At 76.9% G+C, this 2,232-nt stretch carries 2 protein-coding genes and 1 pseudogene; all 3 read right to left on the reverse strand.

Annotation, left to right across the window (positions count from 1 at the left end):
• Positions 1-27 precede the first annotated feature (27 nt).
• The gene (locus ABD308_RS09990) at positions 28-387 is read right to left on the reverse strand and encodes a hypothetical protein (RefSeq protein WP_344331035.1); all 360 of its coding nucleotides are present in this window, start codon (positions 385-387) and stop codon (positions 28-30) included.
• A 45-nt stretch (positions 388-432) separates the two neighbouring features.
• Entirely contained in the window at positions 433-957 is a 525-nt protein-coding gene (locus tag ABD308_RS09995) for a TetR/AcrR family transcriptional regulator (RefSeq protein ID WP_344331037.1), read from the reverse strand.
• Positions 958-1,354: 397 nt separating this feature from the next.
• A pseudogene (locus ABD308_RS10000) lies at positions 1,355-2,232 on the reverse strand (DUF6493 family protein); the annotation flags it as partial.

The raw sequence follows: 2,232 nt of genomic DNA on the forward strand, positions 1-2,232 counted from the left end.
CGCCCCGCCCGGCGGGCGGGCGAGCCGTCAGACGGCGGGCCGCTTGGCGTGCTCGACGAGGTCGACGGTGGCGCGCGGGTCGTCGACCTCCACGATCAGCCGGCTGTAGCGCTCGTCGGCGAGCTCGATCACCACGGCCTTGGCCGGGTTCCGCACGTCCCAGAAGATCCACTCGCCGCCGGAACGGAAGGTGCCGGCGGTGATCACCCCGGGGAAGTGCGTGCCGCCGACCTTGATCCCCTTGGGCTCCCGGAGGATCCCGGGGTCGACGGTCGCACCCCGGACGTTGTCGAGCGGGATCTCGATCCGGCTGCGGACCGCCCAGAGCCGGTCGAGGCCCTCGATCTCGACGACGAGGGTGCGGTCGGTGATGCTGACTCGGGCCATGGAACTGTTTCCTCCCACTGATGGATGATCGATGGTGATCGGGGGTCAGCCGACGCGTTCGGCGAAGGCCAGCACGGCGTCGGCGGACGGCCCGTCGGCCCCGGCGCGGGCGCGCAGCCGCAGGCCGAGGACGGTCGCGGCGAGCACGCCGGCGGTTCCGGCCCCGCCGCCGCCGACGCGTTCGACCGCGCCGTCCAGCGCGGCCAGCCCCTCCCCCACCAGCGCGCCGACCTCCGGATCGCTCCCGGCCCGCTCCACGGCGGCCGACAGCAACAACCCGGCGGCCGGGCCCCCGTCGAACCCGGCGACCGCCTGCGCCAGCAACGCGCCCAGCCCGTCGGCCTCCCGCAGCGCCGCCGCGAGCGGCAGCACCTCCTCGTCGAGGTGTCGCCGCAGCGCGGCGAGGTACAGCCCCCGCTTGCTCCCGAACACCTTGTAGAGGCTCCCCCGGTGCACTCCGAGCCCGGTGACGAGATCGTCCACCGAGGTCCCCTCGTACCCGCGCGCGGCGAACAACTCCGCCGCCGCCCGCACAGCCTGTTCCTCGTCGAAGGCGCGTGGTCTTCCCATGCCGAGGACTCTACGAGTTAAAGAACGACCGGTCAAGAACGACCGTTCTCAAACCCCACCGCCACGCCCCGCCCCCGGCATCACCCCGACGACCGCAGGACGGCGCCCCCACGCGCGACGACACCGAGCGCGGGAGACCCGCACCACGGACACGCACCCCCCGGACGGCCGACCCCGTACCGGTCCACGCACGACGGGACCCCCTCTGGAGGGCAGGCGCGGCCGGGGACGGCCCGTCCAGCGGCCACGACCCCCGGCCACGACACCCGCCGGCCCCCACACGCGCCGGCCACGACCGCCGCTCCGCTCCCGCCGCCGGGCGAAGCCGGGGCGGCCCTCACACGACGGGATCCCACCCCGGCGAACAGAGCCGGGGTNCGCCGCCGGCCGGGCGGGGTCAGGCGGTGGCGAGGAGGTCGCGCAGGGTGCGGGCCTCCTTCAGCAGGCGGCTGGTGCCGGGGCGGGCGGCGAGGGCGGTGACCTCGGGGATGGGCGTGCGGGCGGTGGTGCGGCGGGCGGTGGTGGTGGCGAGGGAGAGGAGGTCGGCGGTGCCGCGCGGGGGCTCGCCGGTGAGGAGGGAGGGCAGGGCGGCGGCCAGGACGGACCAGACGGTGGCGTGGGCGCCGGTGTCGGCGGCGGCGGTGAGGGACTGGGCGAGGCGGTTGGGCTTGACCGTGCCGAGTGTCACCAGTTCGCCCAGTTCGCGGCCGAGCAGGGCGCCGTCGAGGTCGCCGCGGGCGGCGAGCACCAGCAGGGCGTCGACGGCGGCGGCGCGGTCCTCGGCGTAGCGGGCGCCCAGGCCGTAGGCGAGGGCGAGGTGGAGGGCGAGCCCGGCGGGGCCGCCGGCCTCGGCGAGCACGACCAGCAGCGGGCCGGTGTCGCGCTGCTCGCGGTCGGCGCAGCCGGCGAGCAGGTCGAGCCAGCGGGCGGCCAGTTCCTCGCGGTGGTGCGGCAGCATCGCGGCCCAGTGCGCGGTGGGCTTCCAGAGCCACTCGCTCACCCGGTGGGCCCGGGCCGCGCTCGGCTCGGTGCGCTCCAGGAGCACCCGGAACTCGGCGGCGAGCCGCTCGCGCCCCGGGCCGGCCGGCCCGGCGGTGCCCGGCTGGGTGACCGCGATCCGCTTGACGTCCTCCCACCAGCGGTCGACGTAGCGGTGATCGCGCGAGGAGCCGGAGCCGGGCGCGAAGAGCACCCGCTCGGAGGGCTGGTCCGGCAGGCCGCCCTCGCGCAGCCAGCCGGCCGCCCACCGTCCGGCCGCCGAGGTCAGCCGGTCGG

The organism is Kitasatospora putterlickiae (assembly GCF_039527695.1).
Classification (GTDB): Bacteria; Actinomycetota; Actinomycetes; order Streptomycetales; family Streptomycetaceae; genus Kitasatospora; species Kitasatospora putterlickiae.